Source organism: Citrobacter freundii complex sp. 2024EL-00216 (assembly GCF_043945515.1).
Classification (GTDB): domain Bacteria; phylum Pseudomonadota; class Gammaproteobacteria; order Enterobacterales; family Enterobacteriaceae; genus Citrobacter; species Citrobacter portucalensis.
The window spans coordinates 244,393-262,304 of the sequence record NZ_JBIMRA010000005.1; the positions used below are offsets into that span (position 1 = coordinate 244,393).

At 53.6% G+C, this 17,912-nt stretch carries 20 protein-coding genes; 4 read left to right on the forward strand and 16 right to left on the reverse strand.

Annotated elements, in window-relative coordinates:
* Position 1: 1 nt before the first annotated feature.
* Positions 2-1,027 carry a LysR family transcriptional regulator gene (locus ACHHZ7_RS08820; RefSeq protein WP_071845196.1) on the reverse strand — a complete coding sequence of 342 codons (1,026 nt, stop codon included), beginning with the start codon at positions 1,025-1,027 and terminating at the stop codon, positions 2-4.
* A 21-nt stretch (positions 1,028-1,048) separates the two neighbouring features.
* Between ACHHZ7_RS08820 and ACHHZ7_RS08825 the strand changes: the two genes are divergently transcribed.
* Positions 1,049-2,248, forward strand: coding sequence for an MFS transporter (locus ACHHZ7_RS08825; protein ID WP_020996496.1), 1,200 nt, complete (start codon positions 1,049-1,051; stop codon positions 2,246-2,248).
* A gap of 78 nt (positions 2,249-2,326) precedes the next feature.
* On the opposite strand, the gene flgL is transcribed toward ACHHZ7_RS08825, so the two are convergent.
* The 11 genes from flgL to flgB all read right to left on the reverse strand — a co-directional run bounded on the left by flgL (position 2,327) and on the right by flgB (position 12,220).
* Positions 2,327-3,280, reverse strand: a complete 954-nt coding sequence (gene flgL / locus ACHHZ7_RS08830) for a flagellar hook-associated protein FlgL (RefSeq protein WP_008784365.1) — start codon at positions 3,278-3,280, stop codon at positions 2,327-2,329.
* A 14-nt stretch (positions 3,281-3,294) separates the two neighbouring features.
* Positions 3,295-4,953: a flagellar hook-associated protein FlgK gene (gene flgK / locus ACHHZ7_RS08835; RefSeq protein ID WP_008784364.1), complete on the reverse strand. Its 1,659-nt coding sequence runs from the start codon at positions 4,951-4,953 to the stop codon at positions 3,295-3,297.
* A gap of 64 nt (positions 4,954-5,017) precedes the next feature.
* On the reverse strand, positions 5,018-5,968 hold the full coding sequence (gene flgJ / locus ACHHZ7_RS08840) for a flagellar assembly peptidoglycan hydrolase FlgJ (RefSeq protein WP_016152632.1): 951 nt from the start codon (positions 5,966-5,968) through the stop codon (positions 5,018-5,020).
* A complete protein-coding gene (locus ACHHZ7_RS08845; protein WP_050579918.1) occupies positions 5,968-7,044 on the reverse strand; it encodes a flagellar basal body P-ring protein FlgI in 1,077 nt (358 codons plus the stop codon). The genes flgJ and ACHHZ7_RS08845 overlap by 1 nt, the downstream gene beginning before the upstream one ends.
* Positions 7,045-7,077: 33 nt before the next feature.
* A complete protein-coding gene (gene flgH / locus ACHHZ7_RS08850) occupies positions 7,078-7,776 on the reverse strand; it encodes a flagellar basal body L-ring protein FlgH (RefSeq protein ID WP_016152630.1) in 699 nt (232 codons plus the stop codon).
* A gap of 57 nt (positions 7,777-7,833) precedes the next feature.
* Positions 7,834-8,616 carry a flagellar basal-body rod protein FlgG gene (gene flgG / locus ACHHZ7_RS08855; protein ID WP_003036202.1) on the reverse strand — a complete coding sequence of 261 codons (783 nt, stop codon included), beginning with the start codon at positions 8,614-8,616 and terminating at the stop codon, positions 7,834-7,836.
* Between the two features lie 13 nt (positions 8,617-8,629).
* Positions 8,630-9,385, reverse strand: coding sequence for a flagellar basal body rod protein FlgF (locus tag ACHHZ7_RS08860; RefSeq protein ID WP_003832161.1), 756 nt, complete (start codon positions 9,383-9,385; stop codon positions 8,630-8,632).
* 20 nt (positions 9,386-9,405) lie between these two features.
* Positions 9,406-10,659, reverse strand: coding sequence for a flagellar hook protein FlgE (gene flgE, locus ACHHZ7_RS08865; RefSeq protein WP_008784360.1), 1,254 nt, complete (start codon positions 10,657-10,659; stop codon positions 9,406-9,408).
* Positions 10,660-10,685: 26 nt separating this feature from the next.
* Positions 10,686-11,384 (reverse strand): flagellar hook assembly protein FlgD, encoded by a 699-nt coding sequence (flgD, locus tag ACHHZ7_RS08870; protein ID WP_008784359.1) that lies wholly within the window; start codon positions 11,382-11,384, stop codon positions 10,686-10,688.
* 11 nt (positions 11,385-11,395) lie between these two features.
* Complete coding sequence (gene flgC, locus ACHHZ7_RS08875) at positions 11,396-11,800, reverse strand: flagellar basal body rod protein FlgC (protein WP_003036191.1); 405 nt, start codon at positions 11,798-11,800, stop codon at positions 11,396-11,398.
* A 3-nt stretch (positions 11,801-11,803) separates the two neighbouring features.
* Positions 11,804-12,220, reverse strand: a complete 417-nt coding sequence (flgB, locus tag ACHHZ7_RS08880) for a flagellar basal body rod protein FlgB (protein ID WP_003036189.1) — start codon at positions 12,218-12,220, stop codon at positions 11,804-11,806.
* A gap of 157 nt (positions 12,221-12,377) precedes the next feature.
* Here flgB and flgA point away from each other — a divergent pair, with 157 nt between their 5' ends.
* From flgA to flgN, 3 genes are all read left to right on the forward strand, one after another.
* Complete coding sequence (gene flgA / locus ACHHZ7_RS08885) at positions 12,378-13,037, forward strand: flagellar basal body P-ring formation chaperone FlgA (protein WP_008784358.1); 660 nt, start codon at positions 12,378-12,380, stop codon at positions 13,035-13,037.
* Between the two features lie 93 nt (positions 13,038-13,130).
* Positions 13,131-13,424, forward strand: a complete 294-nt coding sequence (gene flgM / locus ACHHZ7_RS08890) for a flagellar biosynthesis anti-sigma factor FlgM (RefSeq protein WP_003832153.1) — start codon at positions 13,131-13,133, stop codon at positions 13,422-13,424.
* A gap of 3 nt (positions 13,425-13,427) precedes the next feature.
* Positions 13,428-13,850, forward strand: coding sequence for a flagella biosynthesis chaperone FlgN (gene flgN, locus ACHHZ7_RS08895; protein WP_003036178.1), 423 nt, complete (start codon positions 13,428-13,430; stop codon positions 13,848-13,850).
* A gap of 85 nt (positions 13,851-13,935) precedes the next feature.
* Here flgN and murJ read toward each other — a convergent pair whose 3' ends face one another.
* The 4 genes from murJ to rimJ all read right to left on the reverse strand — a co-directional run bounded on the left by murJ (position 13,936) and on the right by rimJ (position 17,885).
* On the reverse strand, positions 13,936-15,471 hold the full coding sequence (murJ, locus tag ACHHZ7_RS08900; protein WP_008784357.1) for a murein biosynthesis integral membrane protein MurJ: 1,536 nt from the start codon (positions 15,469-15,471) through the stop codon (positions 13,936-13,938).
* A gap of 222 nt (positions 15,472-15,693) precedes the next feature.
* Positions 15,694-16,617 (reverse strand): Gfo/Idh/MocA family protein, encoded by a 924-nt coding sequence (locus ACHHZ7_RS08905; RefSeq protein WP_048235654.1) that lies wholly within the window; start codon positions 16,615-16,617, stop codon positions 15,694-15,696.
* Position 16,618: 1 nt separating this feature from the next.
* Positions 16,619-17,266 (reverse strand): YceH family protein, encoded by a 648-nt coding sequence (locus ACHHZ7_RS08910; protein WP_020996497.1) that lies wholly within the window; start codon positions 17,264-17,266, stop codon positions 16,619-16,621.
* Positions 17,267-17,300: 34 nt separating this feature from the next.
* The gene (gene rimJ / locus ACHHZ7_RS08915; protein ID WP_003832145.1) at positions 17,301-17,885 is read right to left on the reverse strand and encodes a ribosomal protein S5-alanine N-acetyltransferase; all 585 of its coding nucleotides are present in this window, start codon (positions 17,883-17,885) and stop codon (positions 17,301-17,303) included.
* Between the last annotated feature and the right edge of the window lie 27 nt (positions 17,886-17,912).

Consider the following 17,912-nt stretch of genomic DNA (forward strand, 5'->3'; position numbering starts at 1 on the left):
TTTATATCTGATCTACACCTTTCATCCCCGTCAGCTGCGGCATAACATCCTTCATTAGGGCCAGAAACTTGCGTAAGCGGGTCGGATAGTAACGCGCCCACGGATAAACCAAATGTACAGGCAACGGCGCCGCATGCCACTCAGGTAGCAACGCAACCAGACGTCCATTGGCAATATCCTCCGCCACCATCCAGCTTGAAACAATTGTCACTCCCAACCCCGCCAGCGCGGCATTTCTTGCGACATAAATACTGTCTGTGCTTAATCTGGGTGAAATATTCAGCGTGACTGGCTCATTACGCAATTGGTGCAACAACGAAATGCTATGCTGATAAAACGTGTTCACGGCAATCCAGGGCAGCGCTGATAACTGCTCAGGATGAGAAAGCTCGCCATATTGCTCCAGCAGTCCTGGACTCACCACCATACTACGGGGAACTTCAGCCAGTAAGACGGAAACCGTGGCCGGATCCACCTCAGCACCAACCCTGATCGCACAATCAATATTATCGCTCAGAAAATCAACGGTTTTATCGTTGAGCATCCACTCTACTGCCAACTGGGGATAGCGCGAAAGAAACTGCAAAAGTGGCTCAAGTAGTTGTTGTTGCCCGAAGGCATGCGGTGCGCGGACTCGCAACGTCCCCACCGGTTCATCTTCTGTGACATTAAGTCCATCTTCCAGCGCCAGCCAGGCATCAATAATCTTCTTAGCATGCTGATAGCCTCTTTCGCCATCGTCGGTCAATTTCATCGCATGCGTGGTACGCATAAGCAGTTTCACACCCAGCAGCGTTTCCAGCGATTGCAGCCGTCGGCTAACGGTCGCCTGCGTCGTCCCTATCTGTTTTGCCGCTGCCGAAAGCGATCCTGCTTCAACAATACGTACAAACGTACGCATCAGCTCCACCCTGTCTATACGCTCATTTTTTATCATTTTCAGTTTCATCATACGCCTGACGTATAACTGTTTTACCACTGCGCTCGCTACCGCGCCACTCGCTGAAGGATAAAAATAGCCGCACATCCTGTGATTGAGGAATCATTTGTGAACACACATACCGCACTTTCCCGTTGGGTCATTTTTGTTCTGGCAATGGGCGCCGGATTCAGCGTGGCCGCTATCTACTACGCCCAGCCTCTTCTGCCTTTAATGGGTCAAGATCTGGCCTTAAGTCTCACCGGTATGGGGTTGGTCCCGACGCTGACCCAGGCGGGATATGCGTTAGGTATATTGTTTTTATTGCCATTAGGCGATCGTTATGACCGCCGGACATTAATCCTGCTGAAAAGCATCTCTCTTGCCGCGCTGCTGCTGGCCTGTAGCTTTACCGGTCAGTTGCATTCGCTATTACTGGTGAGCCTGCTGATGGGAATGGCGGCAACCATGGCACAAGATATTGTGCCTGCGGCGGCAATACTGGCGCCCGAAGGCAAGCAGGGAAAAACGGTGGGCACGGTGATGACGGGCCTTCTGCTGGGGATTTTACTCTCACGTACCGTCAGTGGACTGGTGGGCGAAGCGTTTGGCTGGCGCGAGATGTACCAACTCGCTGCCGTCAGCATTGCCGTAATTACCGCGATTATGTGGAAAGTACTGCCTCGCTTTACGGTCCATTCCACGTTGAGCTATCCATCATTAATGCTCTCAATGGCGCAACTTTGGCAACGATATTCCACCTTGCGCCGCGCAGCACTGGCACAAGGCTTTCTGTCCATAGCCTTTAGCGCCTTCTGGTCTACGCTGGCGGTAATGTTATCTGAGCATTACCACATGGGTAGCGCTATAGCGGGTGCTTTTGGTATCGCGGGGGCAGCCGGAGCGCTTGCCGCACCGATGGCGGGCCATCTTGCCGATAAAGTGGGTGCGGCAAAAGTGACGCAATTGGGTGCTTTGCTGGTAACGGTATCTTTCGCACTGATGTTTTTGTTACCCGCCCTGCCCGTTCAGGGGCAGTGGCTGCTCATCGCCCTTTCGGCTGTAGGTTTTGATCTCGGATTGCAATCCAGCCTGGTTGCCCACCAGAATCTGGTCTATAGCCTGGAACCTCTGGCACGAGGACGATTGAACGCTCTGCTGTTTACGATGGTGTTTATCGGTATGGCGCTGGGTTCGGTTCTCGGAAGTCAGGTCTACGCCCTGGCCAATTGGGAAGGTGTCGTTGCGTTGGCTACCTTCAGCAGTGCAATTGCGTTGGTCATAAGACTGACGGGGAACCCGTCGCTTAGTAATACGTCGGTTGCCTAAAAAAATGCCCGCTCCGGGGTGTTAAAGGAGCGGGCAGACAAACATACCCAGTTTCAAGATATGTTTCAAAACGAGGCGTTAACGATTGAGCTGGAACAACGACATTCCCTGCATATCGGTAAACGCTTTGTATGATGCCTGTAGCGCAGCTTGCTGCATGACATAAGACGAGATCGCGGCGTTCCAGTCGACATCCACCAGATTACTCATCTGCTGAGTTTGGCCTAATGCACGATCGGCACCCAGTGAATCCAGCGAGCTTAATTCACTCAGCTGCGTACCTAATTCTGCACGAACGGACAGGACGTTATTCAACGAGTTTTTCAGGCCACGGTTGGTTTTATCAATGGCAGCAGCGGCGGTAGCTTTTGCCACGTCATTACCCTCAATAGGGGTTTTGAGCGCATCAATAGCGGTATCCAGCATTTTGAACAGGTTCTTTTCCTGAGTGCCGCCACCAGGTTCCGGTACAGCGTTGCTGGTCAGGTTGGCGAATACTTTATCGCCAGTATGACCAATCACCATGGTTCGGGAGGCATCGACCTGTTGGGTAACGTTTGTTGTACCGCCGCTGTAAGCGCCATCTGCCTGGGCAAACGGTGCGGATTCTGTTTTATATCCACCGAAAATATAGCGACCATTACCGTCGGTACTGTTTGCCAGGTTCATCAGCTGATCGCGGATCCCCTGCAGGTCGGTGGCCAGCGATGCACGGTCATCATCACTTAACGTTCCGTTCCCGGCATAAACGATTTTTTCCTGTGCAGCCTGAATTGCCGTCGTCACCTGGCTCAGAACATTCTCTTCCAGCGACACCTTTTGCGTCGCGAATGAGCGTGCCAGCGTATATTGGCTGTTCTGCGCCTGAGCCTGAGAAAGTACCACGGCCTGCGAGGCGGCAATCGGATCGTCTGATGGGTTGATCACGCGTTTGCCCGTTGACATCTGCTCGCCGAACTTCATCCATTCAGCCTGAGAGTTAGTGATGCCACGCATATTCTGCTGGTACATCATCTGGGTGCTGATACGCATTGTGTCCCTCTCCCTTAGCGGATATTAATCAGTGCATCAAACAACGCATTCGCGGTCTGCAGCACTTGCGCGTTAGCCAGGTAATACTGCTGAAAACGCTGTAAATTACCGTACTCTTCGTCGAGGTTAACGCCGGAAATAGATTGTTGCTGCCGGTAAAGCTGTGTCACCACGTTGTTCTGGGTGGTGGCACTGGTTTTCAGCGTAGCGGTTTTGTTCCCGACATCGCTTACCAGCGTGGCATATGCATCGTTGAAGGTCTTATTGCCGACAGTCGCTTTGGTTTGCAGATCTAACAGTTTCTGACCGTTACGGTTGTCGCTCTTGCCTTTATCGATGGTGGGGTCCGTATCATTTTTAGACACTTGAGCCATGGCGATTTTCGACTCGTCGGTCACCATAACTTTCATATCAACGATAGCGTTACTCACGGGTTTTACAGTAAAACTGTCATTAGCTTTCGCGCCAGCATTAACGGTGATTTCCATCCCGTCAAAGGACATTTTTCCACCGGTCACGGTGGCTTTGAAGCTGGTATTATCCGCCAGGCGAGTAACCTGCCAGTCCGTCCCATCAAAAACGATTTTATAATCTGTCGCCTGCACAGCGGAGCTGTCAGTGATCTTAGCGCTTAACGATCCTGTACCCGTATTTTTCGCGTTGTTGAAGACTTCCGGGCTGCCGATAGCAAAGAAATCCTTACCCTGATCGCCGTTGGCATCAAAACCTTCTTTATGCTGGGCGTTAAATGCACTGGCAAATGCAAGCGCCAGTTGGCCGAGGGTATTACGCGTCTGATCCAGCTCCTGAGAACGGAAGGTGAGCAGTCCGCCCAGTGAACCGGTATTCAGCAGTTTCTCCGGAATTTCAACAGCTCCGGCAACGCCATCAACGTAGGCCACGGTTGTACGATTAGGATCATCGCTGGAAGGCACTGCCGCCAGTTGACGCGCATTGCTGCCCTGCACCAGCGAATAGCCGTTGGCCATGGTCAGGTTGTAAGTGCCTCCATCCTGAATGCTGACTTCAACACCGACAATCTGATTCAATTCACTGACCAGCTGATCGCGCTGGTCAAGCAGGTCGTTAGGAGACGCACCTGCGCCGACGCCTGTCATACGAGAAATCTGGTCGTTGAGGCTGGCAATTTGTTTCGAATAGTTGTTGATCTGATCAACGCTGGCTTTAATCGCGGTATTGACCTGCTTATCCTGATCGCGCAGATACTGGTCGGTCGTTTTAAACTGATTTACCAATCCATCAGCTTTACCGATTAGCGCCTGGCGTGCCGCCGGATCTTCGGCGTTGCTGACCAGCGTTTGCAGGCTGGTAAAAAAGTCCTGCATGGAGGTCGAAATAGAACTGGTTTTGCTGGAGAGCAGATTGTCGATTTTTGACATTTGCTCATAACGTGTCGTCAGACCGCTGCTCTGGTTCTGCGCTGCTCGCAACTGGTTAGTGATAAAGGAGTCATATTCACGTTGTACACCAGAAACATAGACACCATTGCCTACCCAGCCCCCCGCACCCAGCGTGCTGTTCGCTTGCGCCATAATTGTCGTCTGTCGGGTATATCCGGCAACGTTATAGCTGGAGATGTTGTTACTGGCAGTATTCAACGCGGCCTGCGCTGCGCTGAGTCCACTCATCGCGTTATTAATCAAGCTGGACATGGAGGTTCCTTGTAATCCTTCAATACTCGTTATTATCGGCAGCAGGTCGGTAGACTTGAGCTATTTAAAAGAGATTATCGATGTTCGTGCTGTAGGTTTTGCTCACTTTTTCACTCATCGATTTCAACTGCTGGATCATGCTGGTTAATTTTCGCGCATAGTTAGGGTCCGTGGCGTAACCCGCATTTTGCAATGCCTGCGCCCCTTGCTCGGCTGTCGCGGCAGCGGTCACTGCCGCATAGCGCGGGTTACGCGATATCAGACCGACATAATCCGACAACGCCTCAAGGTAAGAGCTATAGACGCGGAATCTGGCTTTCACCTTTTTCGCCTCACCGTTCTCATATTCAGTCGTGGTGATTTCAGTGGTTGGACCTTTCCAGCTTCCTGAAGCCTTCACGCCAAAAATGTTAAAGCTCGGTTCACCGTTCTCACGGCGAATTTGTCGCTGCCCCCATCCGGATTCCAGCGCCGCCTGTGCCAGAATCAGATGATGCGGGACGCCGCTTTGCTGGCTGGCCAGCTTAGCCGGCAGCGATAGCTGGGCGAGGAAGTCTTTACTGTCACCTGACAGCGGCTCATCATTGCTTTCCGTCGCCCGGGGGATGGCTTTGCGGACCAGTTGCGTCAATGCCTGATTTTGATAGCTGGTCACCGTTTCCAGTGAAAACTTCATCGGCACCTGCGGCGCGTCATCCGCAGGTTGCGCTTGCCCTTCAGTCATCTGCTTGACCATCATTTCAGCCAGCCCCAGACCTTTGCCTGCGGTCATTTGCTGCGCAATTTGTTGGTCATACATACTGGTATACAAGCGCGTTGAATCGCTGCTAAACACGCCATCTTTCGGCAGCGCTTCACGCATGCTTTTCAGCATCATCTGCACGAACATCCCTTCAACCTGACGGGCGACCGGACGGATATTCGCCGCCGGATCCTGACCCGCTTTCGCTTTCAGTTCGTTCAGTGATTGCGCATCCCAGGCCGCGCTGGTCAGCAGTTTGCTGTCACCAATCATTAGATGATTTCCAGTTTGGCGCGTAAGCAACCCGCGCTCTGCATCGATTGCAGAATGGACATCAGATCCATCGGCGTTGCCCCCAGCGCATTCAGCGCACGCACCACATTGTTCAGGTTGGCGCTGGAACGCACGCTTTGCAGTGAACCACCGCTCTGGCGCAGGTCAATCTGGGTTTGTGGCGTCACCACGGTTTGTCCACCACCAAACGGTGTGTCCGGTTGGCTGACGTTCGCCTGGCGGTTCACCGTGATCGACAAGTTGCCTTGTGCCACGGCACAGCTATCCAGCGTCACTTCACGGTTCATGACGACAGATCCGGTGCGCGAGTTGATAATCACTTTCGCATCCTGCGGCGTGACGTTCACCTCAATATTCTGGATATCAGCGAGGAAACGCACCTGCGAGCTGTTGCCGCTTGGTACGCGAACCTGAATGGTTCGGGCATCCAACGCCGTTGCGCTACCAAAGCCACGCGCGCGGTTGATGGTGTCGGTAATCTGCTGCGCCATCGTGAAATCTTCATTATTAAGCTGCAGATTAATGGTGTTACCACCGCCGAACTGGCTGGGTAATTCACGTTCGATAATCGCGCCGTTGGTAATGCGTCCACCATTGAGCTGGTTAACCTGCACACTACTGCCACCTGCAGCCGCGCCCGCACCGCCCACCAAAATATTCCCCTGTGCCAAGGCATACACCTGACTATCGACCCCTTTTAACGGGGTCATCAGCAGCGTACCGCCGCGCAGGCTTTTGGCATTCCCCATAGAGGAAACCACCACGTCAATGGTTTGTCCCTGACGACCGAATGCAGGAAACGACGCGGTAACCATCACCGCCGCCACGTTTTTCAGCTGCATATTGGTGCCAGTTGGCACGGTTATCCCCAACTGCGAAAGCATGTTATTGAGCGTTTGCGTCGTAAACGGCGTCTGGGTGGTCTGGTCACCCGTACCATCCAGACCGACTACCAGCCCATAACCTATCAGCGAGTTTTCCCGCACGCCCTGAACGCTTGTCAGGTCACGAATACGGTCAGCATGCGCAAAGGTGGTTATCAGCACCAGTACCATTCCAACAAAAGATTTAAACACTGGGTACCTCGCTTACATCGGCGACAAGTTAAGGAAGAAACGCTGCAACCAGCCCATATTCTGCGCTTCATTGATGTAGCCGTTACCGACGTACTCAATACGCGCGTCCGCAACCTGGGTTGACGGTACGGAGTTGCTGCCACTGATGGTGCGCGGGTTAACGACCCCGGAGAAGCGAATGAACTCAGTGCCCTGATTAATGGCGATCTGTTTTTCACCCACGACATGTAAATTGCCATTCACCAGTACCTGATCGACCGTCACGGTCAACGTACCGCTGAAGGTATTGCTGGCGTTCGCGCCGCCTTTACCGTTAAAGGTGTTGCCGCCGGAGGCTTCTACGTCGGCACGTTCGTTACCAAACAGCCCTTGCAGGTAGCGCGGTACGGTATCAAAACCAAAGTTGGTCTTGCCGTCGCGGCTGGCGTTTGCCGAGGAGCTTTTGCTCGCGCTGACGTTTTCTTGCAATACGATGGTCAGCGTATCGCCAATATTGCGTGGACGACGATCTTCAAAGAGTGGCTGATAACCATAGTTAATCGGTTGTGCCGACTGGAAGATTGAGCCATTCGCCACCGGCGTCGGGCCTGGAACCGGCTGAGCAGACGTTGCGCCCTGCACGAGCGGCGTGGCCGGGATCCAGGCACATCCTGTTAGTGAAACCACCAGCAGGGCTAAAATTGGGTATGGGTGAAGCGCGTATTTTCGCATTGCGGTCATCTTCAAAATCAGTGTGCCGGTGAGGTTTTCACCCCACCGGACTCCACTTTAGAGTTGCGTCAGTTTTTGCAGCATCTGATCGGTGGTCGATACCGCTTTACTGTTGATTTCGTAAGCGCGCTGAACCTGGATCATGTTTACCAGCTCTTCCGCCACATTGACGTTAGAGGTTTCAACATAGCCCTGATACAGCAGACCCGCGCCGTTCAGCCCCGGCGTGCTCTCATTCGGCGCACCGGATGACTGCGTTTCGGTGTACAGATTCTCACCAATGCTTTCCAGACCGGTATCGTTCATGAAGGTTGTCAGGTTAAGCTGTCCTACCTGAACAGGTGCCGCCTGCCCCTGTTGGGTCACGCTGACAATACCGTCGCGTCCAATGGTGATACTGAGCGAGTTAGCCGGAATGGTGATGGCAGGCTGAACCTGAAAACCACCCGCCGTCACCAACTGACCGTTCTGATCCACCTGGAAAGAACCGTCGCGGGTATAAGCGGACGTACCATCGGGCAACATGACCTGGAAAAAGCCCTGGCCTTTAATCGCCACATCTTTACTGTTGTTAGTCTGCGACAGGTTACCCTGACTGTGTAAACGCTCGGTCGCAACCGGACGTACACCGGTACCAATCTGCAAACCAGACGGCAGTGTGGTCTGCTCAGAAGACTGTGCGCCAGGCTGACGAATCGTCTGGTACAACAGATCCTCAAACACGGCACGTTGGCGTTTAAATCCGTTGGTGCTGACGTTTGCCAGGTTGTTGGCAATCACATCCATGTTGGTTTGCTGTGCATCCAGGCCGGTTTTGGCGATCCATAATGAACTGATCATAAAATGTCCTGTATTAACTCATCGACAGCAGTTGGTTGGCGCGGCCCGCGTTATCATCCACGCTACTGATAATTTTCATCTGCATTTCAAAGCGGCGGGCGTTGGCGATCATGTCGCTCATCGCAGCAACCGGTTTAACGTTACTGCCTTCCAGCACGCCCGACATCACACGGATGCTGGGGTCGGCCTGTAACGTTGCACCGCGGGTAGCCTGCGCGGCCTGGGTCAGACGGAACATACCGTCATCGCCACGTTGCACTTCAAGCCCTGTAGCCTTCACCAACTTCAACCGTCCCACTGGCGCGACCGTATTAGCCGGATCGCCTGGGTTAAGTGCAGAAATTGTCCCGTCCGCCGCAATGGTGACTTCCGAGCCTTCTGGTACGGCTATCGGTCCGGCTTCGCCAATTACCGGGTGTCCCTGAATAGTCAGTTCACCCGTTGGACTTACCTGAATAGCGCCGTTACGGGTATATCCTTCGCTACCGTCTGCGGTCTGCACAGCCAACCAGCCATCCTGTTGCAGCGCCACATCCAGCGGGCGGGAGGTATAGTCCATCTGACCGGGCGTCATATCAGCCCCCGGCGTGGAGGCCACCACCAGCGTACGCGTCGGTAAAGACAATCCTTCTACAGGAACCGCGCGCAGTGCATTGAGCTGCGCACGAAACCCTGGCGTGGAGGCGTTTGCCAGGTTGCTGGCCGTCACCGCCTGTTGATTCAGCGTCTGACTGGCCGCGCCCATGGCGGTATAAATTGCGTGATCCATTAAGCCATCCCGTCAGGCGCTTAGCGCAGGTTGACCAGCGTGTTGAGGATCTGATCCTGGGTTTTGATGGTCTGCGCGTTCGACTGATAGTTACGCTGGGCGACAATCATATTCACCAGTTCTTTACTCAAATCCACGTTTGACGCTTCCAGCGCACCGTTGGTCAGCTTGCCGAAGTTGCCTTCGCCTGCGGTACCCAGCAGCGCCACGCCGGAAGACTGAGTCGCCGCCCAAACGTTATCGCCCTGAGACGCCAGACCTTCGTTGTTGGCAAAGTTTGCCAGCACGATCTGCCCCAGAACCTGTTGCTGTTCATTGGAGTAGTTACCGACCACCGTACCGTCATTGTTAATCTGGTAGCTCACCAGATCGCCCGGCTTGTAGCCGTTCTGATTCGTGGCAACGATGTTGTTGGCACCGGTGTTCTGCTGCATGGAGTTCAGGAAGCTCAGGGAGAAGTTCGCCGGAACTGCGCCATTGATCGGACCGGTTGTAATTTTGATATCCTTTGGCCAGACGGCTGGAGCCGTCGGTGGTACTTCGGCTGCCGTGGCGCTAATACCTAAAAACAAACCATTATTATCAAAACGCATAAACCCGGCTGATTTCTCAGCATCCCCAGTAGAAGCATCTTGAGTGAAGACTTCCCAGGTGTTGCTCTCCTTATTTTTGACATAAAAAATGTTCATGTCATGGGCATTACCCTGGCTATCGAAAACGGTAACACTGCCTTTTTTGTTGTAGGAATCAGCATCGCTTGGGTTAAACGGGGTCTTGGTAGGAACCTTGTCAGTGGAGTTCAGGTTGACCTGCATTGACGCAGTGGTGGTGGATTTAGCCGCCATCAGCGTATTCGGGATAGTGATCGGTGCCGGGTTCGCACCCTGCTGAACCGTCGGTGGTGTACCGGTAGCCGGATAGCCCGTCAGCTGCAGCCCCTGCATGTTAACGATATTGCGGTTTTCATCGAGCTTGAACTGACCGTTACGGCTATAGAAAACGGAACCGTTGCTGTCTACCATACGGAAAAAACCGTTCTGGCTGATAGCAACGTCCAGACCACGTCCGGTGTTGGTGGTAGTACCGTCGGTAAAGTCCTGAGTAATACCCGCAACTTTAACGCCCAAACCGACTTTCGAACCGGCAAACATATCGGCAAAAGATGCCGTGCCAGATTTAAAACCGTAGGTGGCGGAGTTGGCGATGTTGTTACCAATGACATCGAGGTTGGTCGCTGCAGCGTTCAGACCGCTGACCGCTTGAGAAAAGGCCATGACTTACTCCTGATAAGTGTGAAGGCTTAAATTATCTGCCGTACTTCGTCGAGGGTGGTGGTTCCATAGGTGCCCAGATCCAGCGTATTACCGCCGTTACTGCGAATAACGCCCTGCACCAGCGCAAACTGAAGCGGCTGGGCCACCAGTTGCGTTCCGCCATTACTGGCAGCAATTGACACGTTGTAAGAACCGCTTGGTGCATCCGTGCCATCGGTCATGGTGCCGTCCCAGGTAAAGGTATGAACGCCTGCTTTCAACCCGCCAATGTCAATGGTGCGCACCACTTTGCCGTCTTTATCGGTAATGGTTGCGGTAACCTTATCTGCCGGTTGCTGCAGCTCAATTCCAAATGGTGTTGTCGTGGTTTTGGCACCCTCTTCTGTCCCTTTACCGGTCAGGATGGTGGTACCCGGGATCATGACCCCGTGGCCAATCAGCGTACTGGCCTGCAGCGACTGACTGTTGTCGATCTGCCCGGAGATCGACCCTAACGTGGTGTTCAGTTTCTCAATCCCGCTCACGGTACTGATTTGCGCCAACTGGGTAGTCAGTTCGTTGTTTTGCAACGGGTTGGTAGGGTCCTGGTTTTTCAGTTGTGCAACCAGCAGCGTAAGAAAGCTGCTTTGCAGGTCAGCGGCGTTGCTGCCCGTCAGGGAGCTGTTCCCCGTGGCGGCATTAACCCCCGTCGTGCTCGGGTCATTCATTTTTACAGCAATAGACATGTGCGCCTCCTTTACTGGCCTAGCGTCAGCGTTTTAAGCATCAAGCTTTTCACGGTGTTGAGCACTTCGACGTTTGCCTGGTAGCTACGTGAGGCAGACATGGTGTTGACCATCTCGCCAACAACGTCCACATTCGGCATTTTTACGTAGCCGTTCGCATCGGCCAGCGGATTACCGGGTTCATAAACCAGCTTATCCGGCGCCTGACTTTCAATGACGTCAGCAACTTTTACGCCACCGGTTGCCGCACCTGGCGCAGCATCTACCTGAAAAACAACCTGCTTCGCGCGATACGGCTGACCGTCGGGTCCGCTGACGCTATCCGCATTCGCCATGTTGCTGGCCGCGACGTTCAGGCGTTTAGACTGAGCCGTCAGCGCAGAACCTGCGATATCAAAAATATTTAACAGCGCCACGAATTAGTTCCCTCCTTGCAGCACGTTCATCATGCCTTTGATTTGTCCACCCAGCGCCGTCAGCCCCATTTGATATTTGAGGCTGTTGTCTGCAAATTGCGTGCGCTCCCGGTCCATATCTACCGTGTTGCCATCAAGAGACGGCTGGTCAGGAATACGGTAGAGCAGCTCCGTAGACGGCGCAGAAACGGTCTGGGCTGGGATGTGTTGTGCAGAGGTCAGCGTCAACGAAACGCCGCCGGTTTCTTCCCGTCCTCGCACCATGACTTTTTTTAATTCACTGGCGAAATCCAGATCGCGCGCCTGGTACCCCGGCGTGTCGGCATTGGCAATGTTGGCCGCCAATATTTCCTGGCGTTGGGCGCGCAAATTCAGCGCTTCCTGTTGAAAACGTAAGGCGGCGTCGAGCTTATCGAGCATATCTCCTCCGCAAATGACAAAATTCAGCCGACAGCTTAAATCCCATTACGCGCGCGTTATCGCCGGAATAAACGCAAAATGCGTCGCTATTTGTTGCGTTGATGACTGCGTCACACAGGTAAAATCCTGCCACTACCTGAAAAAGCGCGAGGTTTTGATGCAAACGTTTAAACGTGGAATAGTCGTGGCAGCACTGCTGTTCAGCCCTATGACGCTGGCGCAAGACCTGAATTCGCAGCTAACGGCATGGTTTTCCCAGCGCCTGGCCGGATTTAGCGATGAGGTGGTGGTCACTATCCGAACGTCACCAAACTTATTGCCCAACTGCGAACAACCAGCATTAAGCGTGTCAGGTAGCGCGAAACTGTGGGGCAATGTGAATGTGCTGGCCCGCTGTGCCAACGAAAAACGTTATCTGCAAGTGAACGTGCAGGCGACGGGAAACTACGTTGTTGCCGCTGCGTCCGTAGCGCGAGGTAGCACCTTGACCCCAGCCAGCGTAACGCTGAAACGTGGTCGACTGGACCAACTACCGCCGCGCGCGGTGCTGGATATGAGTCAGGTGCAGGATGCAGTGAGCCTGCGCGATCTGGTGCCGGGCCAACCGATACAGCTTTCGATGTTGCGCCAGGCATGGCGGATCAAGGCCGGTCAGCGCGTGCTGGTAATTGCTAACGGAGATGGCTTTCGGGTCAATGCCGAAGGTAAAGCGCTGAACAACGCCGCTGTCGCACAGAATGCGCGAGTGCGGATGATTTCAGGCCAGGTGGTGAGCGGCGTCGTCGATTCTGATGGGAATATTCTTATTAACCTATAATAGGTTAAAGATTTTTTAGCGTGTGCCGATAGATAAACAACCAATGATTACAGCGGGCCGCTATAGCGTAACCCCTCGATGAGGAAAAATAAAATGAGCATTGATCGTACCTCACCATTGAAGCCAGTAAGCACCGTTCAGCCGCGTGAAACCAGCGATGCGCCGGTGCAAAAAGCGCGGAAGGAAAAAACCACCGCGACCACCAGCACCAGCGTCATGCTGAGCGACGCTCAGGCCAAACTGATGCAGCCCGGCACCAATGACATCAATATGGAACGTGTGGAAGCACTGAAAACCGCAATCCGTAACGGTGAATTGAAAATGGATACCGGAAAAATTGCCGACTCGCTGATTCGCGAGGCGCAGAGCTACCTACAGAGTAAATAAAGTATGACTCGTTTGTCAGAAATACTTGACCAGATGACGACCGTCCTCAATGACCTGAAAACGGTAATGGATGCTGAACAGCAGCAGCTTTCCGCAGGGCATATCAACGGCAGCCAGCTACAGCGTATTACAGAAGAAAAAAGCTCCTTGCTGGCAACCCTTGATTATCTTGAGCAGCAGCGCCGCCTGGAACATGACGCCACGCGCAGCGCCAATGATGAGATTGCTGAACGCTGGCAGACTATCACCAAGAAAACACAGCATTTACGCGACCTCAACCAGCACAACGGTTGGCTGCTGGAAGGGCAGATCGAGCGTAATCAACAAGCAATACAAGTGCTGAAACCGCACCAGGAACCGGCGTTGTATGGCGCAAACGGTCAAACCTCTGCTGCGCACCGCGGCGGGAAAAAATTCTCTATTTGATGTCAGCCTGATAACGTTTTGCTTATCAGGCCTACGCCTTTTGTAGGCCGGATACGGCGTTATGCCGCCATCCGGCATTGATCCATTACGCCGTCCGGCGCACAAACTCTTTTACTTTAAAGCCCAGTACGGCGAGTGCTGCGAAGTAAGCGGCAATACCTGCCACCACGACCGCCATCAGACGCAGCAGACGCCACAACATCGTTCCCTGCGACCAATCCGGCATGATGTAGAGCATCCCAACCAGCACCGCAGACATCACCAGCACGGAAATCACCAGACGCGCCAGGAACCAGGTCCAGCCCGGTTGTGGGGTAAAGATTTTCTGTTTCCGCAGTTGCCAGTACAGCAGTGAAGCGTTCAGACATGCCGCCAGACCAATCGACAGCGACAATCCGGCATGCTTTAACGGCCCGATAAACGCCAGGTTCATCACCTGGGTCATAATCAGCGTCACAATGGCAATCTTCACTGGCGTTTTAATATCCTGGCGCGAGTAAAAGCCCGGAGCCAACACTTTCACCACGATCAAGCCAATCAAACCTACCGAGTACGCCACCAGCGCACGCTGGGTCATCGCGGCATCAAAGGCGGTAAATTTACCGTACTGGAACAGAGACACCGTCAGCGGTTTGGCCAGAATACCCAACGCTACGGCACTCGGTAATGCCAACAGGAAACACAAGCGCAGGCCCCAGTCCATCAGGCGACAATATTCATCATGATTACCGCTGGAAAAGCTTTTGGACAGCGATGGCAGCAGGATAGTCCCCAGCGCCACGCCCAGAACACCGGACGGAAACTCCATCAGACGGTCGGCATAATACATCCATGAAACTGAGCCAGAGGCCAGAAACGAGGCGAAAATCGTATTGATGATCAGTGAAATCTGGCTGACCGATACCCCAAGGATCGCCGGGCCCATTTGCTTGACGACACGCATCGCCCCCGCATCACGGAAGTTCACGCGCGGCAGCACCAGCATGCCAATTTTCTTCAAGTGCGGAAGCTGATAAATCAGCTGTAGCACGCCACCAACCGTAACGGCCCACGCCAGCGCCAGCACCGGCGGGTTAAAATAGGGTGCCGCAAATAGCGCGAAGCCGATCATGCTGATATTCAGAAAGGTCGGGGCAAACGCAGGAATGGAAAAGCGGTTCCAGGTATTAAGGATCGCACCAACGAGTGAGGCCAGTGAAATCAGTAGAATATAGGGAAAAGTGATCCGCAGCAGTTGAGTGGTCAGCGCAAATTTATCCGCTGTGTCGGCAAATCCCGGCGCGGTGACTAATATCACCCATGGCGCAGCCAACATCCCGGCTACCGTCACCACGGCCAGCGCCAGCGTCAACAGTCCGGAAACGTAGGCAACAAACACGCGGGTAGCATCTTCCCCCTGCTTGCTTTTGTACTCAGCAAGAATCGGCACAAATGCCTGCGAAAATGCGCCTTCGGCAAAAATTCGGCGCAACAGGTTAGGAAGTTTGAATGCCACAAAAAAGGCATCTGTCGCCATCCCTGCACCAAAGATTCTGGCGACAATCGCATCACGCGCAAAACCCAGCACACGTGAAAACATCGTCATCGAGCTGACGGCTGCCAGCGACTTTAATAAATTCATCTATGTTGTATTCCAGACTCTGAGGCAAACCCCCGACAAACCTGCCCGTAGGTCGGATAAGGCATTCTCGCCGCCATCCGACACTTTTGCTGTGCCTGATGGCGACACCCTGGCACCTTATCAGGCCGACAAACCAGCCTATGGTTGAAAAGAGGTGTTATTTTGAGTGGGCATATAGTACCTGGATTACAATGAATTACTACCGCCAGATGTTACAGGGGGTTATTCAGCCATCGCCTCCCGCCACAGCTTTTCAACAACACGCTGGGCCAGTAGCGCCTGCTCGCCTGCCGTCTGGGGAACCGTCTGATTTTGCACGCACTCAATGAAATGACGCGCACATCCGGCAAAACCACGCTGTTCTAAGGTCGTTTGCCAGCCCGCTATCGGCTTATGAACAACACCTTGCCCACGCTCTTCCCGCCATTCCCGCATATCAGTTACGTCAATCAGGCCGCCGTCCGTCACCGCCTGCACGCTCTCGCGCTGGCTACCGGCACGGCGATGCATACTGGTCGTTATCTGCATTTGACCGACAGAAAAATGATGCTCGGCGTAGAGCATCGCACCAGATTCATTGGTCAGCAGCGTGCCGTTTTTTAACTGCGCCTGCCCTCCCGCCAGCCACAAAGCGGTATCGACCACGTGCAGATAGTCGTCCAGCAGAGTGAAGCGCAGATCGTGCGGCCCAACGCTATCCGTACGGTGCTTATCCATACGTACAGACGCTGCGGTGCTCAACTGGGTTTTGAGATCCTGGTACAGCGGTGCAAATCGACGGTTAAACCCGACCATCAGCGTGAGTTTTTTCCGCGCGGCCAGCTCGACCAGTTGCTCAGCCTCGTGCAGGTTTTCCGCCAGCGGTTTATCCACACACACGTGAACTCCGGCATTCAGCAATTCACTAACTACCGCATAGTGCGTCGCGGTACTGGAATGGACGAAAACCGCGTCGCAGGTTTGCGCCAGATTCTTCAATGAATCCACGTAGGGTATTCGCCAGGTGTCACAGATACGCTGTGCTTTATCGCGTGAAGGTGAAAATGCGCCTTGCAGCGTCCAGTCCGCGGAGGTGCCTAGCACGGGTAGCCAGGCCTTTTGTGCAATACCGCCCAGGCCGACTACGCCGATACGTAATTTTTTCACGTTAGTCTCCCAGGTGCGCCAGCAAGGAATCAAGTCGCTGCTTAAGCTCTGCGACTTCCGTTTCCAGCGCTTCCACGCGCGCCTGCAGATCGCCGGAGGCTACAGGGGGTTCATCTGCCGCGGCAATGGCTTCATCAACCTCACCACAAAACAGGTGCATATAGCGACTTTCACGTTTGCCCGGCTCACGCGCCAGGCGGATCACATAAGGCCCATCTTCCCGGTTCGCCAGATTTTCCAGCGTCGACTCCACTTCGGCCATATCGCTGAATTCGTACATACGGGATGCGCGGCTACGCAGTTCACCAGGCGTCTGAGCGCCCCGCAGCAGCAGTGTGGTGATTATGGCCACCTCTGCGGCACTAAGCTTCAGATTGCCAAATTCAGAGTTGCAGAAACGCTGCTCATATTTCGTGACGCGATTGCCAAAACCGCTCACCGTGCGCAGAAAATGTCGCTTAACCAGGTTATCCAACTGCTCCTGCACGTCCGATTCCGACAGGTTCATCACCGGTTCACGATTCGTTTTTTGATTGCAGGCTGTTACGACTCCATTAACGGAGAGTGGGTACTGTTCCGGCGTGGTCACTTGTTTTTCTAATAAACAGCCAATCACTCGTGCTTCGGTGGCGGTTAATTCGTATTTCATCGTCTTCTCCATTAATCATGGCTGCATCTGAAACTTAGCGGCCGGGGGTCCATTCTGATGTGGTCAACGCCGTCAGCACGTGATCGCGCCACTGCCCGTCAATCAGCAGGTAGTCTTTGGCATACCCTTCTTTTTCAAAACCCAGTCGCGCCAGCAGGTCACCGCTGCGCTTATTATGTGGCATGTAGTTAGCCATAATGCGGTGAATATGCTGCGTGCGCTGCATATAACGGATGGCCGAGGTTAAGGCTTCATACATTAGCCCCTGCCCCTGCCATTTCTGCGCAATGGAGTAGCCGAGATAACAGGCATGGAAGGATCCCCGCACCACGTTTGAGAAGTTCGCAACGCCGATAATCTCTTTTTCGTCCGGATCGAGCAGCGCAAAATAATAGGCGGTGCCCTGTTTATGAAACTCAGAGATCATGCTCAGACGCGCCTGCCAGCCGGACGGATAGCAGTGGCTTTCATCGCGAATAGGTTCCCAGGGTTTTAAGAAATGACGATTTTCTGCGTAATAATCTGCCAGACGCCAGGCATCACGCTCATGCACTAAACGCACGACCAGGCGGTCGGTGGTTAAGCGCACTTTTGGCACGTTACTGCGATAGCCAAACATTCTATACCTACTCCTTCCCGTAACGTC